Below are 19,147 nucleotides of genomic sequence, written 5' to 3' on the forward strand. Positions count from 1 at the left end.
TTTATGAAACAAATAACACCCGAAAAGTTCAGACAAGAGAAAAATTATGATACTTATTCACAGAGCGATGAAAGTAACATTGATGAAACGGTCCTGGAAATTATTAAACAGGTTAAAAAAGATGGTGATAAAGCTTTATATCATTTTACCGAGCAATTCGATGGTATAAAATTAGATCAATTAGCCGTTTCAAAGGAAGAATTCATTGAAGCAAACAAGATGGTAAGTGACGAGTTTAAGTCGGCACTAGAAGAAGCGAAAGCTAACATCACAGCTTTTCATGAAGTACAAAAAGAATATTCCTGGTTTACTGATAATACGGAGGGAATCACGCTCGGCCAGAAAGTCACTCCGTTAAAAAAAGTAGGTGTTTACGTCCCGGGAGGTAAGGCTTCCTACCCTTCTACCGTTTTAATGAACGTTATTCCAGCTAAACTCGCCGGTGTGAAAAATATTATAATCACTACACCACCAGATCTAAACGGGAAAATTAGTCCAGAAGTGCTAGCAGCTGCAGAATTAGTCGGTGTTGATGAAGTATATAAATTAGGCGGTGCACAGGCGATAGCAGCACTGGCGTACGGAACTTCAAGTATAGAAAAAGTGACAAAAATAGTCGGCCCAGGTAATGCTTTTGTGGCACGTGCGAAGAAATGGGTATATGGTGATGTCGCTATCGACATGATAGCCGGACCAAGTGAAATATGTATTGTTGCTGATGAGTCAGCACCAGCTGATTATGTCGCAGCAGATTTGCTGTCACAAGCTGAGCATGATGAACAATCCAGTTCAATCTGTATTACAACAAGTAAACCATTAGCTACAGAAATCCAGCGAGCAATTGACCAACAAACACCTGCACTTGATCGGAAAGATATTATTGAAAAAGCACTCACACAAAATGGCAGAATCATAGTCGTTGAAAATTTGCAGGATGCATTCAATCTAGTTAATGAGATTGCCCCTGAGCATTTACAGCTTATGATAGAAAACGCGGCCGAAAAAGTAGCATATGTCCAAAATGCAGGAGCGATTTTTCTAGGAAACTTCTCCCCTGAACCGTTAGGAGATTATTTTGCCGGACCAAATCACACCCTGCCAACAAGTGGTACAGCCGCTTTTTCTTCTCCGCTTGGTGTGTACGATTTCATGAAGAAATCTAGTATAATCAATTACTCAAAAGATTCGTTGCTCGATGCTTCTGAAAATATAATAACTCTGGCAAAAGCTGAAGGACTATCAGCACATGCTAACTCAATTCAAATCAGAAAGGACCATTATAATGCGTAGACATTCTATAAAACGAGCGACTTCAGAAACCTCAATCGCACTGGATTTCGCAATAGATGGCACTGGTAAGTCCTCAATCGATTCTGGGGTTGGATTTCTAGACCACATGTTAGTCCTAATGACAAAACATGGATTATTTGATCTTGAATTATCCTGTGAAGGTGATTTACATGTTGATCAGCATCACACTGTAGAGGATATTGGAATTGCTCTGGGGCAAGCGTTTAACGAAGCACTTGGCAATAAAGCAGGAATAACTCGTTATGCTACGAAGACAATTCCGATGGACGAATCCCTTTCAACGGTATCATTGGATATTAGCGGACGTCCCTATTTTGTCTATAATGTTGATGGTTTGAAGGATAAAGTTGGCAGCTTTGATACAGAGCTTGTCGAAGAGTTCTTCCAGGCGTTTGCAAGCAATGCCAAACTTACCCTTCATATTAATCTTGCTTACGGAACAAACACGCATCATATTATCGAATCTATTTTCAAAGGATTTGGACGTGTATTAGACCAAGCAAGCCAGGAGAACCCTCGCATAAAAGGGATTCCATCGACAAAAGGAACCCTATAAAGGAGATTCAATCTATGATCGCAATAATCGACTACGGGGCTGGAAATATTAAAAGCCTGCAGTTCGCCCTAACAAAATTAAACATGGAATCCTGTTTAACGACTGATAAACAAACAATTAAAAACGCCTCGGCAATCATACTTCCCGGTGTTGGCGCATTTAAAGATGCAATTGAAGCACTTGGTGAATTAGATTTAATTCGTACTATTCAACAAGAAGCATCCTCTGGCAAGCCATTGCTTGGAATCTGTTTGGGTATGCAACTGTTCTATGAGAGAAGCTATGAAGATGGAGATTGGCAAGGTCTTGGACTCCTGCGCGGTGATGTGAAACGAATTGCTGATTCAGTTAAAGTTCCGCACATGGGCTGGAATACCTTATCACACCACCAAAAAAAACCATTACTAAACAATATTAAGGAAGATGCCTATGTTTATTTTGTCCATTCCTATGCCGTTGGTTCTTATCAGCAGGAGGACCTTATAAGTAGTGCTGATTATGGAGGCTTGGTTCCTGCAGTGGTACAAAAAAGCAATATTACCGGCATGCAATTTCACCCTGAAAAGAGTGGTGAAGTTGGGTTACAGCTATTACAAAACTTCGGGGAGATGATTTCATGATACTATTTCCGGCAATTGATATAAGAAATGGCAAATGTGTTCGACTGATTCAGGGTGACTATAATCAAGAAAAAATTTATCATGATTCTCCAGTGAAGGTAGCGAAGCAATGGCAGGATCAACAAGCCAATCACCTTCATATTGTGGACCTCGATGGGGCTAAAACCGGGGAGTCGCGTAATATCGACACCATCAAAGCCATCGCCCAACAAACAACAATTCCTATCCAGCTTGGGGGTGGAATTCGCTCTTTAGATATAATTAAAGAATATTTAGATGCAGGAGTTGATCGAGTAATTGTTGGCACAGCAGCAATTAATGATAAAGAATTCCTGCAAAGGTCCATTCGCGAATATGGGGAGAAAATTGCCGTATCAATCGATGCAAGAAGCGGATACGTAGCCACTGATGGCTGGACGGAAACAAGCAGTGTAAAAGCAACTGACCTTGTTAAAGAGTTAGAGCAATTAGGTGTAAAAACAATTATATATACTGATATTTTAAAGGATGGCATGCTAAAAGGACCAAACTTTGATGAACTGCAGCAATTAAAAAATACTACTTCGATTAACCTGATTGCTTCTGGTGGTGTTTCCACAAAGCAGGACGTCGATCGGTTAATTTCGATGAACCTCTATGGTGCTATTATTGGAAAAGCATTATATGACGGAACGGTAACCTTTGAATCACTATTGGATGGTGAAAATAATGCTGGCTAAACGAATTGTTCCTTGCCTGGATGTTGATAAAGGACGTGTTGTTAAAGGTCGTAAGTTTCAAAATATCCAGGATGTTGATGACCCGGTAGACTTAGCTAAAAAGTATAATCAAGCTGGCGCTGATGAACTTGTCTTTTACGATATAACAGCATCCAATGAAAACCGCAATATCTTTCTGGATGTAGTTGAAAATGTTGCAGCAGAAATAGCAATACCTTTTTCCGTTGGGGGAGGTATCCGGACTATATCTGATATTCATCAAACACTAAGGGCCGGTGCCGATAAAGTATCGATAAACAGTGCAGCCATCAAAAACCCTCAGTTAATAAAAGACGCCGCTTTAAAATTTGGCAGCCAATGTGTCGTACTTTCCATTGACGCTAAAGCTGTAAACGAAAACACCTGGCAGGTATATATCAACGGCGGACGAACAAATACCAAGATGGACGCAATCGAATGGGCAATTAAAGGCGAACAGCTTGGGGCCGGAGAGATTGTTATCAACGCAATTGATGTTGATGGCGAAAAGAACGGATATAACCTGGAGTTAACAAGAGCAATCGCAGACAAAGTAAATATCCCAATTATTGCAAGCGGTGGCGCAGGAACTAAAGAGCATTTTGCTAATGTACTTCAAAAAGGTGGTGCCGACGCTGCTCTAGCAGCATCGGTTTTCCATTACAGTGAAATACAAATACCAGATTTAAAAGAATATCTTGCAGCAGGTAATATCATTGTAAGGAGGGAAATCTAATGGAAACGAATATAAACCAGCTTTCTTTTGACGAAAATGGCCTTATCCCAGCAATTATACAAAACTTTAAAACAGGTGAAGTGCTGACTCTTGCGTATATGAATGAAACCTCTCTAAATAAAACACTGCAGACCGGTGAAACATGGTTCTTCAGCCGCAAACGGCAGCAGCTTTGGAATAAGGGAGAAACATCCGGAAATAAACAAATCGTCAAAAATATCAGCTATGATTGTGATGCAGACAGCCTGTTAGTACAAGTTAATCCTATGGGACCGGCTTGTCATACAGGCAACGATACTTGCTTTTTCCAAACTCTCTTTTCTAATGAAGTACAAACCCGAAACGTAATACACCGGTTAACAGAAAAAGTAAATGAACGGAAACAGCAACCGGTAGATGGTTCTTATACAACTTATTTATTCACAGAAGGGATAGATAAAGTTCTCAAGAAGGTAGGTGAAGAAGCAAGTGAAGTAATCATTGGCGCGAAGAATCATGATAAGCAGGAAGTAACATGGGAAATTGCTGATTTAACCTATCATACACTTGTTTTAATGGAACTTTTAGATGTAACAGTTGAGGATATAAAATACGAACTGTATGGACGCCACATTGCAAAAGAAGGTAATAAACATGAATAAATTCTGGAGTGAAGCAGTTAAACGTACAGAACCATATGTACCCGGTGAGCAGCTTGATATACCCAATTTATTGAAGTTAAATACAAATGAAAATCCTTATCCTCCATCTCCAAACGTAGTAGATGCCATTAAAGCAGAATTGGAACGTAAATTACACTTATACCCATCACCGGGTGCAGATCAACTGCGAGAGGCAATCGGTGTATATTATAATCTTGAGGCCAGCAATGTTTTCATTGGAAACGGATCAGATGAAGTATTAGCTTTTTCATTTATGGCCTTTTTCGAAAGTGACCAAAAAATCCGTTTTCCGGCTGTTACGTATAGCTTTTATCCGGTGTACGCTAAGCTTTTTAACGTTCCATATGAAGAAAAGCCACTTAATCGTGATTTCAGTATTCCATCCGAGGCATTTTTCCAATCAGAAGGTGGGGTTATTTTTCCGAACCCAAATGCACCAACAAGTTTATACATGGAATTGGATATGATAAAAGATATTCTGGATAATAATCCAGATCAGGTCGTCATTATTGATGAAGCATATGCAGACTTTGCACCAGGTTCTGCAGTTTCTTTAATAAACACATACGATAATTTGCTGATTGTTCAAACGATGTCTAAATCACGGTCACTTGCCGGCCTGCGTATTGGGTTTGCGTTAGGTAATCCACAGCTTATCCAAGCGTTAACACGTATCAAGGACTCCTTTAATTCATATACAATAGATCGTCTTGCTATCGCAGGAGCAGTATCTGCTATTGAGGATAATGAATACTTTAAAGATACAACCGATAAAATTATCAAAACAAGAGAATGGGTTACGGCAGAGTTGAAGAAGCGTGGGTTCCATGTTCTTCCTTCAAGTACAAACTTTCTTTTTATAAGTCACTATAATTACCGTGCAGAAGCATTGTATGCAGAACTGAAAAAACAAAACATTCTTGTAAGACATTTTAATAAAGAAGCAATTGAAAACTACATGCGAATAACAATTGGCACAGATGAAGATATGCAATCCTTAGTACAAACGCTGGACTTAATAATGTCCAGGGATAGTAAAGAAGATGGAACATAACTAAAACTTTCTACTTTCAAGACGAATAATAACAGGGTATAAAAATTGATATAAAATGCGAAGTACTTTTAAAAAGTTTGAGTGCTATTATGCCGCTCCGGACGTCGGGACGATAGTTTATAGAGATTATTCCACAGCAGTTAATTCGCAGTTATATCTAATCAACAACAAAAATAATCCGAACTACTTCGAATTCTTTCACAAGAATTTCGAATCATAGTTCGGATTTTACTTTGACTAAAACACTTCTGTCACAGCCATTTTTTCTTTTTAGATCATATGCTTGATTTCTGCTTGCTTCTGTAGCTCTTGTACTTTAGCTTGCAGTTTTTGCTGTTCTTTTTGCTGTTTCAATTGTTTTTTAATTTGGCTTTCTAAATCTTTCAACTTAGGCAGTTGCTTTTTTTGTTTCTTAGAAGCATTTTTTTGCTGCTCTTTTAACTTGTCGTAGTAATCTTGTACTTCTTTATCAGTAACTTTCGTATCTTTAAGTTCCTGTTTCTTATATTTCTGTACAGTAAGTTCAAAGTCCAATTGGTCTTTATACGTTTCTTCAGTTAAATGATATTGCTTTAATACTGACTCAAATTGTTTTTTATTACTTGATTTGGCCTTCTCAAATTGAGACTGTACTTCCTTATCTGATACTTCAATACCATTCTTTTCTGCGTCCTGTTTCAATAATTCCTGCTGAACTATTGCATTTAGTGTCTGTTCTTTTAATTTTTTCTTATCGCTAACATCTTGTCCATATTGTTGCATCATTACTTTTGTTTGAGCGTAAGTAGCATTATATGTTTCACCTGTAATTTCTTCGCCATTTATTTTAGTGACAACTTTATCTTTTTTAACCTTTTCTTCATCAGTTATTTCAACAGGTTTGCTTGACGCTTTTCCTGCTTGTCCTGCTTGTTCTTCTGTTTGTTTTTTGTTTCCTTCTTTGTCTTTGCTGTCTTTACTATCTGCGGAGTCATCACCGCCACATGCTGCTAGAATAGTGGCCAAACTCAATGCCATCAAAATCATTATAAATTTTTTCATTGATAGTTTCCCTCATTTCATTTCATTGTCCTTACATTCAAACATATTTACACGGGTAAAAGCAAATCTCAAATAGTACGGAGAAATAGATCTCATCCCTGTTCTAAACGCATTTGTACTACTTATTAACATTTCTTTTACATTTATTAATCATTTTTACTTATTTCTGCCGTAAAAACGGGCGGTCATATTTAATTTTGACCACCCGTTTTACTATTCTAAGCTATTTTTAATTTCATTGACCATTTCCTGAACAGACACTAAACCACCACCGGAAAGATACCAATAATTTGGATCTGAGTATACAATATTATCATTTTGATAAGCGTCTGTCTTCTTAACAAGTTTATTCTCAACCACCTGCTTTGCTGACGATTCACCGCCCACAACTGCTCCACGATCAATTACATAAAGTAAATCCGGATTCTGTTCCACCACATATTCAAAAGAAACATTCATTCCATGAGTTGATACTTCAATTTTTCGGGATACTGAAATACATTAGTTCGTAATTGCCACTCATGATCATCGAGAAATCACCTTGCATTCATGAGAACATATTTTGGATTAAATCGTTCTTATATGCGAAAAATGTTGCGACAGAACTAATTATGTTCCCAAACATCAACCCTACTAGCGGAATAAATATAGCATCTTTAAATTTGATTTTTTCAAGGATTTTCATAAATATAAACGTTCCGAGCAAAGCAAATAAAAATGACACAAGCATTTTCTGCATTGGGCTTTCTGATGTGAAAACCATTAATGAAACCAAAATACCAAGCCTTGCCGAATCAAGTGTCCCTGCTGTAGTTGGTGACACAAACTTATTCCGGCTTAACTGCTGCATAATTAACCCGCAAATACTCATGCTCATTCCAGCAATCAGAATACTTATTAGTCTTGGCAAGCGACTGATCATACCTATTTCAAGTTGATTCTGTGTTAAGCTGAAAACTTCCCAGGGAGCAATATCTGAAACCCCAATAAATACGGATAAAAACGACAATACTAAGACCGCAATAACCAAATATCTAACCTTCATTGTGAAAACCCTCTTAGCCAAATTAGAGTAAATACTTCTTTCTACACTTTATAATTAATAGTGATTTTCATTATCAATTAGATTGCTACAGATGATTATAGCACATAACGACCTATCGTCAACTGGTTTTTAGAACATAACTAAAATTTTGCATTAAAAAACGCTAACTCATTGGAAAGTGAATGGTTATTCCCAATGAGTTAGCTTTTCTTTAATTTTTATTCTTCTTTTTCTTCTTCGCAGCCTTCATCTGTACAATAAGTGGTTTTTGACTTTGTAGGATTCAATGTTTCTAATACTGGTTTATCGTTTTCTTCTTCCCAGACCTTTTCCAGCACCTCGGAAAAAGCTTCCGGTGGCTGTGCACCAGATACAGCATATTTTTCATTAAATACAAAAAATGGAACACCCTGAACGCCTATCTGTCTTGCCTGTTCTTCGTCAGCACGAACATGAATTGCATAGTCATCGACTTTTAACAGCTTTGTAACTTCATCCTTATCTAATCCAACCTCACCAGCAAGTTCAATTAATGTAGCATGGTCACTAATAAGTTTGGACTCAGTGAAGTATGCTTTAAGCAGTCGTTCTGTAATTTCTTTTCCCTTGCCATTCTCGTCTGCATACTTTGCAACACGGTGAGCATCGAATGTGTTTGTATGCTGCATCGTATCAAAATTATACGTTAACCCAATGTCAGCTGCTTGTTTGCCCAGCTCTTCATTTGAGTTTTTGGCTTTCTCTACACTCATGCCATACTTGCCCGCCAATAATTCATGAATATTTTTCCCAGGATTCATTTCTGCATTAGGATCCAATTCATAGCTTTTATATTCTACAGTCACTTCATCATTATGTGAAAATTTCTCCAATGCCATTTCCAGCCTACGTTTACCAATATAGCAAAATGGGCATACAAAATCTGACCATACTTCTATCTTCATGGAAAACACCTCATTTCTGTAATTATTGTAGCATAGCTCATTCCTTTACAGTAAATGTTGTGCTTTTATAGGTTGTTCAAAAAGTCCGGTGAAAATGACACATCGATATTCATCCTTCTTTTTGAACAAAATTCAATGCTTTTTATCATAATCTACAAACCGTCCATAATCCGGTACTGCTGATTGATCAAACGTTTGAACAAGTTTTTTTAACCCTTCCTTTAGCTTCTCGCCTTTCATAACTGAACCGTGACCAGGCACGACGATTTCAGGCTGCAATGCTTCAAGCTTTTCTACCGACTCTTTTGCGGCATGCCAGTCTGTTGTAAGATATCTGGGTGGCCCATTCACTTCTACAGTTTGCATCAGGACATTATAAAATGAATCCTGACGAACGGTTATAAAAGCATCACCGGATAAAAGTAATGAATCCTTTTCCCGGTAAAACGATACATGTCCCGGTGAGTGACCAGGTGTATGAATCCATTTCCAGTCATCAAGTCCTGGTACACTATTATCTTGAGGCAATGCTTGAACCGCATTTCCTATATTAATCGGTTCATTGGGATACATCCCGGAAATTTTAGCTAAAAAACCACCTTCAACTGTTGAATCTGGCTTTGGATAGCTTTTCTCTCCAGTTAAGTAAGGAAGTTCAAGTTCATGTGCGTAAACTGGAACATCCCATTCTTCAACTAATTCAAGTAACCCACCTACATGATCAAAGTGTCCATGAGTTAAAACAACTGCAGAAGGTTGACTATCTCTTCCAAAACGATCCACGACAACGGAGCGTATCTCTGCCGCTGCTTTTGGAAGCCCCGCATCAACAAGCACCCAATCCCCTTCACTAGGTAAGCCAATAAAGCTTATATTCGCAATCTGGTCTGTATAATAATACATATCGTTCAATACCTCTTGCCCGGAACCACTAGTAATAGAAGTCATTGGTATTACCTTATTATCTTTACTTTCGTGTAATTCTTCATCCATCTCATACTTCCTCCTTTATCTCTTAGTATTTGGATATAATTATTATTTTATTAGAAAACTTGGCTTATCGCTAAGCCTGAATGGCGAAAGCCTTAGTTGCACTTATGCAGTAAGAAAGTATTTATATTTTCTTATCTGCTTAATTAAAAAAACTGCCCACACTATGTGAGCAGTTGTCGGTATTCTAATATGACTGTTGGTCCTGAACAGAACCATCCTGTTTGTATATCTTTAGGGATGTCCCTTTATTCCTGGCAATTTCACGAGCCCGTTCGACAGCATCATCCTTTTTATCAAAGACCTCGCTTGCACGTTTGGCATTACTTGATTTTACAGCCCAGCCATCATCATGTGGTTCAACATGCTCTGCTTCTTCCAACCGTCCGGGATTGCTTTCATACTTTTTGCCTTCTTCCGAGCGTTCTATTGTTTTACCATTATTCTCATATGAATCAATCTCGTCATCATCTGCATTTTGCCGCCACTCTTTTGCTTGTTCCATTGCGATTGGAATTGCCTGTCCCTCTTCATAACCTTCATCAATCATTGAATTAGCAATATCAATCGCCTTCTTTTTTGTTACATGATTTAAATTTTTCATTGACGATGGATAATCGTTTAATGTCCAAGGCATTGACAACCCTCCTCAATTTTTTAAATAGTTTACCCTTTACCAAGTGCCTTAAACCTAGGCTCTTAAGTTAGGGTGTTTTCTATAGGTTGTTGCTAGTGCTATAAATTGCTACACGACTATCTATGGGAGTCCGATTGGTAACACTCTGACGACGCAGCTGGGTATACTCGCTGTCCCACAGGCATTTCGCCATCCGCCCTAAAAAGCCTCGTAGTGTATTTCCGAAGCGCAGTTGTAGCACCCAAGTATTTTGCTACATTTCGGCGCAATTTATATATACTACCTTTTAAGAGGCGTTATTTAAAAAAGCTGCTTACCATTATGGCAAACAGCTAATTTTTTAGCCCTCGAGCAACGATTGTCCCATAATCGTGACTCGTTTCGTATTTTTTAAGTCGGTAATCGTCTTTGCCCCAACACCGAGCATGGTCATTTTCAACTCAAGCTCAATCTGGCCCATTGTCTGAATAACGGCTTCGTCTGACTCGGTTGCAGCTTGCAGTAATTTACGGGCAAACCCCACTACATCCGCTCCAATTGTTAGTGCTTTGGCTGCATCCACACCAGTCTTCATACCACCACTCGATACAATTGGGACATCAGGTAAAGTATCTCTAACTGAAACAATACAATCCTTTGTTGGAATCCCCCAATTATTAAATGCTTCAGCTGCCGCTTTTTTCAACGGATCCTTCGAACGAAGTTTTTCAACCTGACTCCAGGATGTACCACCCGCACCAGCTACATCAATGTATGCAATTCCTGCCTCGTACAACTTTTTCGCTATTGTGCCATCGATGCCAAAGCCAACTTCTTTCACACCAACAGGAACATCCAAGGCTTTACAAACTTTCTCTATTTTTGACAGCAAGTTTTCAAAATTCAAATCTCCCTCATCCTGAACTGCTTCCTGCAGCGGATTAAGGTGTAAATAAATTGAATCTGCACCAGTCAAATCTACAATTCGCTGACAATCTTCAGCACCATACCCATAATTCAGCTGTACTGCACCAATATTTGCTATTAACGGTACAGTGGGTGCTTGTCTACGAATCAAAAAAGAATCCTTATGTGCATCACTTTCCAAAAAAGCACGGGTTGAGCCAAGTCCAACTGCCCAGCCTTTTTGTTCTGCTGCGGTAGCGAGGTTTTGATTAATTTTAGTTGCAAGTTCGGACCCGCCTGTCATTGAACTAACAAGAAAAGGCGCCTTTAATTGTTTTCCCAGGAAGCTTGCAGCCAGATTGATATCATCAAAATTTATCTCAGGCAACGCATTATGTATAAACGATATCCCTTCCAATCCAGTTGATTTATTCACTCCTTCCACATTACCTGTTAAGCAATGGCGAATATGTTCTGTCTTGCGCTTATTAATTCCTTCCTCCATCTTTACACACCCTAACTCTTAATATTTACTGATTTAACTTCAAAACGAGCCATTTTTTGGCTTACACGTTTATTCTTCAAATATTGATGAAATGTTACAAAGTAAACACCTGTTATTACCATTATCATACCAGCAATTTGCGACCATGTAATCGGAGAAGTATATAGCCATATTGCAAGCAACGCAGTATTAATTGGTACTAAATTCATATATATACTCGCTTTGCTTGCTCCAATTTGTTTAATTCCATAATTCCATAATAAGAAACCTGCGACAGAAGAGCAAATAATCATAAATGACATTTCCCCCCAGGCTTGAGTAGACATAGTAAAAATATCGTCCCAACCCTTTTCCGGGATAGAAAAAACGACAAGAAATATGGAGCCTGTCAATGTTGTTAAAGTCGTCGTTACAACAGGGGAAACATCACGCATAGCAATTTTACCTAACAACCCGTGACTAACCCAGCAAATTAACCCACCAATAAATAATAGATCACCTGAATTAAACTCAAGATTCACCAACGTTGCTATTGACCCTTTCGAAATTACAACAACAACTCCCATTAGTGACAATATAAGGCCAAATCCGAGTTGTTTATTCCAGGCTTCACCTAAAAACAGCACAGCACCCAATGTCAGAAGAACAGGCGTTGTTGCAACAATGAGTGACCCGTTGATAGCTGAGGTAATATCCAATGCTGTAAAAAAGAAAAAGTTGTAACCAAAGATACCGGTTATCGCCATTAACAATATGGAGAGCCATTGCTTTTTAATAGCTGCAATATCCAGTTTTTTTCGTGCTAATATGAAGACGAGCAACAAAATACCAGCTGATCCAAATCGAAAGGCAGCCGCTGTAACAGGAGGTATCTCCGTAATAATATGCTCAGCCGCTACAAAAGCCCCTCCCCAAAATAAAGGTACGAGCAGCAGCCAGAAGTAAATGGCGATTGATTGCTCATTTTTCATCTATACCCTTCTTTCTTATTGCAAACGGCTTACCAATTAGCAAGCCAAATTACTGTCACGTGTCTATGAAGTCCTATCATTAAGTATACTTGCTTGATTACTAGATTGGAAGAAGCTTATTCTAGATCTGTATAAGATTCTAACCCAAAGCATAGCAAAATAACGAATTTAATAGTACAGTTATATTAGAAAACTTGGATTCGCTAAGCCTTTGGGCGAATTGCCTTAGTTGCACTTATGCAGTAAGAAAGTAGTTATACTTTCTATATTTGCTCACAAAAGCGTTTGCAATAACTCTGCCAAATGAGAAGGAGGAAAACACATGATACAACAGGCAAAGGCATTTGCTGAAAAGGCACATGAAGGACAGAAACGAAAAAGTTCAAATGCACAATACATTACACATCCGATTCGTGTCGCAGAGAGATTGGAAGAATCCGGATTTAGTGAAGAAGTTATTTGCGCCGGGTATTTGCATGATGTCGTCGAGGACACCTCCTATGAAATCGAGGATATAGAATCAGTCTTTGGTCCAAGGGTTGCACATCTCGTAGCTTCCCACACAGAGGATAAGTCAAAATCATGGCAGGAGCGCAAACAGCATACAATTGACACTGTAAAAAGTGCCGAAAAAGAAGTGAAATACCTAATTGTTGCTGACAAATTAGATAACCTGCTTTCTATGGAAGAAGAATATGCACGCCAAGGTGATAAGCTGTGGGAGAATTTCAATGCTGGTTACAATCAGCAGAAATGGTATAACGAATCAATTGCTGAAAATATGAATGCTGGATTAGCAGATAACGAAGTGCCCGCCTACTTTCAGGAATTCGCGAACGCGGTTAAGCGGGTATTTGGTTGAAGTTTCTCGAATCTAGTTGAAGTTCTTCATATCCGGTTGAAGTTCTCCGGATCCGGTTGAAGCGAAGCCCCCTATATCTGGCAAAGGTTTCTCAACTTCATTATTCAGCCGACTTAAAAAAAGAGCGTCTCCCCTGTTAAAATAAGGAAGAACGCTCTATTTTCATCGCATTTTACGGAAATTATAGTTGTCCTTTTGCTGTTTCGATACTTTTTTCCATTTACTTTTCTCTTCCAGCATTGCTTTTTGATTCTGTTTTCTTTTTTCATATGCGAGTTCTCGTTGAAGTTTGAGATAGCTTTGGTAACGATCCTCATCCAACTCACCATGAATCAATGCTTCCTGAATACGGCAGCCTGGTTCTGTATCATGCTGACAATCATTGAATTTACATTCTTTTTCAAATGCTTCAACATCCTGAAATGTAGCTTCAATCGCTGACTCGCCTTCCCATAGCTGTAGTTCACGCATCCCCGGTGTATCAATTAACTGAGCATCATTCGGCAGCCTGAACATCTCCCGGTGAGTAGTGGTATGACGGCCTTTGCTGTCGGCTTCACGGACACCTTTTGTATCCTGTATATCCTGTTCCAAAAGCGTATTCACCAATGTTGACTTACCGACACCTGATGAACCGAGCAATGCAGCAGTCTGTTGTGGTGCTAGATGCTCCATTAATTCATCAATACCTTCTCGTGTCACGTTACTAATAGCTACAATTGGTACACCAATCGCAACCTCTTCCACTTGAATCGTAACATTCTGAACTTCATCTGAAGTGCATTCATCCTTTTTCGTTAATACAACTACAGGTGATGCACCACTTTCATACGTTGATAATATATAACGTTCAATACGACGCAGATTCAAATCATGATTTAGTGAATTAACGATAAATACAGTATCCATATTAGCTGCGACAATTTGCGCCTCGGTCTTCGTGCCGGCAGCCTGTCTGATAAACTGGCTTTTTCTTGTCAGAACCCGGTTGATTACTGCTTTACGTTCATTAGATAACTTTTGCACATCAACCCAATCTCCGACTGCGGGAAGATCAAGTGGCGAAGATGCCTGATTTAAAAATTTTCCACTTAAATGTGCGAAGTAATCCATGTCACCATCAGTAACCCGGTAACTATTTTTCCGCACCGTAATAACACGGGCAAGATTTTCTTTTTTAATATCCTGAATGGAATCGTCCCATCCGATTTGTTTTAATTTTTCCAACTAAAAAATTCCTCCTTCTATTTGGAGGAAAAGTCGTACATTACACGGACTGTCCCTCCACGCTGCGTGTGTGCTGGTTTACTGAAATTTGATTTACAATTGCCATAAAACACCACTCCTTTCAAAATGGATGAACAAAATTCTATAATTTAATAATTATACTTTTTCTGAAAAAAGTCAAGTTGAAAAAAAGCAGATGCCTGTTATAAAAGACATCTGCTTTCCTCCTAGCTAAGATACTCAGGAAAGTTTCCTGGCTAGTTGTTGTTTTTTAGCGCTAGTTCATCGCTGGTATTCCACTATCCCTTACAGCTATATACTCTGGACGTTTCTTATTGCCTGAGAACGGCTCAACTAAACGATTTTCCACGCTGTTGTACACCATGAATAGGTTGTTGCGCGGGTATGGAGTAATATTACTTGTTGAACCATGCATCGTATTACTCTCAAACAGCGTGATCGAGCCTGCTTTTCCTGTTGGCACAGATATGCCTCCGCCTTTTTCAGCAAGCCAGCGCAGGCTATCCTCATCAGGCACACCGACTTTTTGTTTCTTCAGTGATTCTTTATAGTTATTGTCAGGCGTTTCCCCTACACAGCTGACATAGTAGTTTTGGGACCCTGGTATAAGCATCAAAGGCCCGTTAAACGTATAGTTATCGGATAATGCAATTGATAAGCTGACAGCTCTCATCCGTGGCATACCATCTTCTGCGTGCCATGTTTCAAAGTCAGAATGCCAGTCAAATTCTTTCCCCTTAAATCCTGGCTTGTAATTAATGCGAGATTGATGAATATAAACATCACTCCCCAACAAATGGTTAACAATATCCAGTATTCGCTGATCATTTGCGACATCTTTAAAGTAATTATCATCTTTATGAACATGAAAAATGGAACGAATATCATTACTTTCCGGCTCTCGGATTACTTTATCGGACGTGACATTTTTAGTAGAATCCTGCAATTCAAAAATGGCTCTCTGCATATCTTTAACTTCTTCATCTGAGAAGAAATTCTCAATTTGCAAAAACCCATTTTTTTCATAAGAATCAAGCTGTTGTTTGGAAATAGGAGCCTGATGATCAAGGGATCGATCTGTGTGTATCACAGGGTCCTTCCGTTCCAAAATTTCCGGTTGGTCCTTTTTTCTTGAAGGATATAGATCTTTCATTCTAAACACTCCCTACTAAGTATTTTTCATAAAAGCTTTCTATATTGTTAAGTTCCCGACATCACCAGGAAACTTCCCTGCAACTATATAACGAATATTTGTCAGTATTATTTAGGAGTTAATATCCTAATATAAAAATTGTTTGGAATTATTATATAATTACTATTCTATAATTGCAAATTACCCGCTATCTTAAGATAGTAAACTTAAAAACAGACGAAGATTCAACCCGCGTCTGTCCCTTTCTTACCGCTTATTCATTTCACTTGGTTCAGGACCTTTTCGCTCATTACAATCCAGTTTAGCAATCTCATTCATATCATCTGCACTTAATTCAAAATCAAACACATTAAAGTTTTCTTCTATTCGCGATGGTGTAACTGATTTTGGAATTACAATTGCTTCAGATTGAAGGTGCCAGCGGATAATTACCTGTGCTGAAGTTTTGCCATATTTACTTGCAATTTGTTTTACTGCATCGTTATTTAAAACTTCCCCGCCATTCATTAGCGGGCTCCAAGCTTCCAAGTAAATATTATGCTTTTCACAGAAATCTTTTAGCTCAATTTGCTGTAAATATGGGTGGCATTCCACTTGATTCACAGCCGGCACTACATCACATTCATCCAACAAACGCTGAAGATGTTCAATGTTAAAATTACAAACCCCGATTGCTTTAACTCGGCCATCATTATAAAGCTTTTCCATCGCTTTATACGTCTCGACATAGTCATCAAATTCCGGGGTTGGCCAGTGAATCAAATATAAATCAACATATTCAATTCCCAGTTTTTCCAGACTTTTATCAAATGCCTTTAGTGTATTGTCGTAACCCTGGTCGCTATTCCAAACCTTTGTTGTTATAAATAAATCTTCACGCGACACAGAGCTAGTTGCTAGTGCCTTACCTACTCCACTTTCGTTTTCATATACCTTTGCCGTATCAATCGATCGGTATCCAACTTCAAGCGCCTTTGATACAGCTGGAGTTGCTTCTTCATCGGGTACCTGCCACACACCAAACCCAAGCTGGGGCATGCGATTACCATTGTTTAATGTAATATATTGCATTTTAATAAATCTCCCTTTCATGCTGTAATGAAGTATAGTTTATCACATGGAATACACAGGAAAAAATGCTATGCTTGTCGCTTTGCCCTCGCAAAGGTATAATTCCCTTCATATTTCGTAAGGCTTTCTTCAACCAGCCAGTATGTTTTTGAAAAAATCTTATCAAGAAAATAACGATCATGTGAGACAGCGATTATAGTTCCATCAAATTGATCTAAAGCTTCCTCCAATACTTCCTTTGACTCGATATCCAAATGGTTCGTTGGTTCATCCAGAATTAGCAGGTTGTGGTTCTGGTGCACTAATTGTGCCAACCGAAGTCGCATCTTTTCTCCGCTACTTAAACTTTTCACTTTTTGAAAGACTGTTTTCCCATAAAAAAGATACTTCGCCAATATCCCTCGTGCATCACCTTCTGTAACATGAACCTGATCACGGAATTCATCAACTATAGACCTTTCACCATCCATCTCAAACATATGCTGCGATAAGAATCCTACTGACAAATTACTGCCTAATTTCATCTCACCCTCATCCAGTCTTTCAGTACCTAAAATCATTTTCAGCATTGTTGATTTTCCACTACCATTTTCACCAATAATGGCGACTCGTTCCTGAAATCGAACATGCATATTAATGTTTGAAAATAACTGCTTTTCACCGTAAGCTTTTCGAGCCCTTTCAACGAACACAACATCATTTCCACTTCGTTTATTCGCTTGAAAATCAAGATCAATCTTTTTATGGTCCAGAATAGGTCTTTTCATCAATTCGATTCGGGCTAAAGCTTTTTCCATACTTTTTGCCCGGCGATGTAATCCGGCATTAGGCGGGTTAGCTTGATTAGCCCACTCTTTCAGTCTTTTAATTGTCTCTTTCATCTTTTTAATTCTCTTTTGCTGGTCTTCATATTGTTGAAATTCCTGAAGTAAACGCTCTTCTCGTTCTTTTACATAATTTGAGTAATTGGTATGATATTTAATCAGTTGACCTTGATCCATCTCCAGAATGGATGTTACCGTTTCATCCAAAAAGTAACGATCGTGTGAAACAATAATAATTGTCCCATGATAGTTATTGATAAAATCTGTAAGCCATTCAATCGCTGAGAGATCCAGATGGTTAGTTGGCTCATCCAATAGCAACAGGTCAGGTGACTTTAGTAGTAATTGTGCTAAACCAACCTTTGTCCGCTCACCACCACTAAGTTGCTGCCATTCTTTTTCAGCCAGTTCATCTATTTTAAGTCCACTCATAATTCTTCTTATTTGCGAATCAATTTCATAACCGCCATCCTGCTGGAATTTTTCCTGTAACGATCCATATTTCTCAATTTGACGTGTTAACTTTTCTGGGTCCGTTTCATCTGACATGGCACGTTCCAATTTTGACATTTGTCGTTTTAACTCTTCCATAGCTGCAAAAACATCATAGAGTATTGCTTCGACTTTTCTATCTTCAGCAATTTGCGGTACTTGTTGCAATAGCCCCACTGTCGAATCTTTTTTCCAGGTAATCGTGCCTTCAACAGGTTGCGTCTTTTTAGCTATTAAATCTAATAAAGTTGTCTTCCCTTCTCCATTTCTTCCAATCAATCCTATTCGGTCACCTTGCTTGATTTCACATGAAATTTCTTCAAAGATTGTGTTCGCGGCAATTGACTGTGTGACATTTTGTATACTGCATATAATCATTATTCTCTTCCTCCGTTTAGAAGAGACACTACTTTAAGAAATAAAAAAGACGATAGAGAGTCATTCTCCACCGCCTTTTAGATAATAATTCCGTTTGTGGGTAGATGTCTCCTTCTGGTATTTTTTCCGTTATGTTGTCTTAAAAAAGGACATACGTATCCCTTATAAAGAAACATCGGAAAAAATCGCATAACGCATCCAAAGATATTCTTTGAATTTTGCTATGCCACTACCAGTAAAATTCACCTAACCCACCTCCTTTTAAATTTAGTTTATTCGAAAAACTGTATTGAGTCAATAATGCCTAGGCTGTTTTCTAAAAGATTATTGCTTTATCAAAGTAATGAAATCCTAACATAGTTGATATAAACTGCCGCGACTCTCGAATCAATCATGATAGACTGTTCATTATATGTTTCCCGTTC

The 19,147-nt window shown here is 38.5% G+C and carries 18 protein-coding genes and 2 pseudogenes; 8 read left to right on the forward strand and 12 right to left on the reverse strand.

Features of this window, described 5'->3' with window-relative positions; all coding sequences use genetic code 11:
* Positions 1–3: 3 nt before the first annotated feature.
* The 7 genes from hisD to hisC are packed head-to-tail and all read left to right on the forward strand — an operon-like array spanning position 4 to position 5,676.
* Positions 4–1,290: a histidinol dehydrogenase gene (hisD, locus tag ACTWQM_RS10990; protein WP_443258198.1), complete on the forward strand. Its 1,287-nt coding sequence runs from the start codon at positions 4–6 to the stop codon at positions 1,288–1,290.
* Positions 1,283–1,867: an imidazoleglycerol-phosphate dehydratase HisB gene (gene hisB, locus ACTWQM_RS10995; protein ID WP_443258199.1), complete on the forward strand. Its 585-nt coding sequence runs from the start codon at positions 1,283–1,285 to the stop codon at positions 1,865–1,867. Before hisD ends, hisB begins: the two co-directional genes overlap by 8 nt.
* Before the next feature lie 14 nt (positions 1,868–1,881).
* Positions 1,882–2,487 carry an imidazole glycerol phosphate synthase subunit HisH gene (gene hisH, locus ACTWQM_RS11000; RefSeq protein ID WP_443258200.1) on the forward strand — a complete coding sequence of 202 codons (606 nt, stop codon included), beginning with the start codon at positions 1,882–1,884 and terminating at the stop codon, positions 2,485–2,487.
* The gene (gene hisA, locus ACTWQM_RS11005; RefSeq protein ID WP_443258201.1) at positions 2,484–3,206 is read left to right on the forward strand and encodes a 1-(5-phosphoribosyl)-5-[(5-phosphoribosylamino)methylideneamino]imidazole-4-carboxamide isomerase; all 723 of its coding nucleotides are present in this window, start codon (positions 2,484–2,486) and stop codon (positions 3,204–3,206) included. The genes hisH and hisA overlap by 4 nt, the downstream gene beginning before the upstream one ends.
* The gene (gene hisF / locus ACTWQM_RS11010) at positions 3,196–3,960 is read left to right on the forward strand and encodes an imidazole glycerol phosphate synthase subunit HisF (RefSeq protein WP_443258392.1); all 765 of its coding nucleotides are present in this window, start codon (positions 3,196–3,198) and stop codon (positions 3,958–3,960) included. Before hisA ends, hisF begins: the two co-directional genes overlap by 11 nt.
* Entirely contained in the window at positions 3,960–4,601 is a 642-nt protein-coding gene (hisIE, locus tag ACTWQM_RS11015; protein WP_443258202.1) for a bifunctional phosphoribosyl-AMP cyclohydrolase/phosphoribosyl-ATP diphosphatase HisIE, read from the forward strand. Before hisF ends, hisIE begins: the two co-directional genes overlap by 1 nt.
* Complete coding sequence (gene hisC, locus ACTWQM_RS11020; protein WP_443258203.1) at positions 4,594–5,676, forward strand: histidinol-phosphate transaminase; 1,083 nt, start codon at positions 4,594–4,596, stop codon at positions 5,674–5,676. Before hisIE ends, hisC begins: the two co-directional genes overlap by 8 nt.
* A gap of 270 nt (positions 5,677–5,946) precedes the next feature.
* On the opposite strand, the gene ACTWQM_RS11025 is transcribed toward hisC, so the two are convergent.
* From ACTWQM_RS11025 to ACTWQM_RS11060, 8 genes and pseudogenes are all read right to left on the reverse strand, one after another.
* The gene (locus ACTWQM_RS11025) at positions 5,947–6,717 is read right to left on the reverse strand and encodes a SurA N-terminal domain-containing protein (protein WP_443258204.1); all 771 of its coding nucleotides are present in this window, start codon (positions 6,715–6,717) and stop codon (positions 5,947–5,949) included.
* 213 nt (positions 6,718–6,930) lie between these two features.
* Positions 6,931–7,209, reverse strand: a pseudogene (locus tag ACTWQM_RS11030) (ABC transporter); the annotation flags it as partial.
* Positions 7,202–7,762 (reverse strand): annotated as a pseudogene (locus ACTWQM_RS11035) (iron chelate uptake ABC transporter family permease subunit); the annotation flags it as partial. The pseudogenes ACTWQM_RS11035 and ACTWQM_RS11030, both read right to left, overlap by 8 nt.
* A gap of 218 nt (positions 7,763–7,980) precedes the next feature.
* Entirely contained in the window at positions 7,981–8,706 is a 726-nt protein-coding gene (locus tag ACTWQM_RS11040) for a DsbA family oxidoreductase (protein WP_443258205.1), read from the reverse strand.
* Between the two features lie 132 nt (positions 8,707–8,838).
* A complete protein-coding gene (locus ACTWQM_RS11045) occupies positions 8,839–9,699 on the reverse strand; it encodes an MBL fold metallo-hydrolase (RefSeq protein ID WP_443258206.1) in 861 nt (286 codons plus the stop codon).
* A 184-nt stretch (positions 9,700–9,883) separates the two neighbouring features.
* A complete protein-coding gene (locus ACTWQM_RS11050; RefSeq protein ID WP_443258207.1) occupies positions 9,884–10,333 on the reverse strand; it encodes a DUF2188 domain-containing protein in 450 nt (149 codons plus the stop codon).
* A gap of 340 nt (positions 10,334–10,673) precedes the next feature.
* Complete coding sequence (gene fni / locus ACTWQM_RS11055) at positions 10,674–11,723, reverse strand: type 2 isopentenyl-diphosphate Delta-isomerase (protein WP_443258208.1); 1,050 nt, start codon at positions 11,721–11,723, stop codon at positions 10,674–10,676.
* An 11-nt stretch (positions 11,724–11,734) separates the two neighbouring features.
* A complete protein-coding gene (locus tag ACTWQM_RS11060) occupies positions 11,735–12,694 on the reverse strand; it encodes a DMT family transporter (protein ID WP_443258209.1) in 960 nt (319 codons plus the stop codon).
* Positions 12,695–13,016: 322 nt separating this feature from the next.
* Between ACTWQM_RS11060 and ACTWQM_RS11065 the strand changes: the two genes are divergently transcribed.
* Positions 13,017–13,556 carry an HD domain-containing protein gene (locus ACTWQM_RS11065; RefSeq protein WP_443258210.1) on the forward strand — a complete coding sequence of 180 codons (540 nt, stop codon included), beginning with the start codon at positions 13,017–13,019 and terminating at the stop codon, positions 13,554–13,556.
* Between the two features lie 162 nt (positions 13,557–13,718).
* Here ACTWQM_RS11065 and rsgA read toward each other — a convergent pair whose 3' ends face one another.
* From rsgA to abc-f, 4 genes are all read right to left on the reverse strand, one after another.
* Positions 13,719–14,783: a ribosome small subunit-dependent GTPase A gene (gene rsgA / locus ACTWQM_RS11070; protein WP_443258211.1), complete on the reverse strand. Its 1,065-nt coding sequence runs from the start codon at positions 14,781–14,783 to the stop codon at positions 13,719–13,721.
* 277 nt (positions 14,784–15,060) lie between these two features.
* Complete coding sequence (gene thpD / locus ACTWQM_RS11075) at positions 15,061–15,957, reverse strand: ectoine hydroxylase (protein ID WP_443258212.1); 897 nt, start codon at positions 15,955–15,957, stop codon at positions 15,061–15,063.
* Positions 15,958–16,203: 246 nt separating this feature from the next.
* Positions 16,204–17,028 (reverse strand): aldo/keto reductase, encoded by an 825-nt coding sequence (locus tag ACTWQM_RS11080; RefSeq protein WP_443258213.1) that lies wholly within the window; start codon positions 17,026–17,028, stop codon positions 16,204–16,206.
* 68 nt (positions 17,029–17,096) lie between these two features.
* Positions 17,097–18,722 carry a ribosomal protection-like ABC-F family protein gene (gene abc-f / locus ACTWQM_RS11085; RefSeq protein WP_443258214.1) on the reverse strand — a complete coding sequence of 542 codons (1,626 nt, stop codon included), beginning with the start codon at positions 18,720–18,722 and terminating at the stop codon, positions 17,097–17,099.
* Between the last annotated feature and the right edge of the window lie 425 nt (positions 18,723–19,147).

Source organism: Virgibacillus sp. L01, assembly GCF_052246775.1.
Taxonomy (GTDB): Bacteria; Bacillota; Bacilli; order Bacillales; family Amphibacillaceae; genus Lentibacillus.